Origin of the sequence: Mesorhizobium sp. M3A.F.Ca.ET.175.01.1.1, from assembly GCF_004791945.1 — a bacterium.
Taxonomy (GTDB): Bacteria; Pseudomonadota; Alphaproteobacteria; order Rhizobiales; family Rhizobiaceae; genus Mesorhizobium.
In genome coordinates this window covers 1-319 of the sequence record NZ_SRTP01000254.1, presented here as the reverse complement: position 1 = coordinate 319, position 319 = coordinate 1, and the positions used below count along the sequence as shown (strand labels likewise).

Here is a 319-nt window from a genome sequence, read left to right as displayed (position 1 = left end):
CCCGGATGGCAACCTGGTCGAAGTCAGCCAGTATCTGCGGTAGCGTATCGATCATTTGGCTGCGACAATTAGCCGAAAACCGCTTCTCAAATTCGCCGCGATTGTCCGATGTTGGAGGAGACGGACCTTACCAAAATCTGGCGGTGCGGCCACCGCGCGGACGGCCTCCGGTTGTTGTCGGGGTTGCGGATGGCTATATCAAAGTCGCGATTGCCTTCTGGCGACCGTAAAGCGCAAGATATGGTGGTCGAAGCCCGGCTGGAACAGCCGGCGTGTAGGCTGTGAATTGTCGGGAATAGGAAGACAGTGCTTTTTCGTC

General features: G+C 56.7%; 1 protein-coding gene. It reads left to right on the top strand.

The features are described 5' to 3' along the window. The coding region (locus EN818_RS33400) for a hypothetical protein (RefSeq protein WP_210237336.1) at positions 1-230 on the top strand (230 nt) is incomplete at its 5' end. Between the last annotated feature and the right edge of the window lie 89 nt (positions 231-319).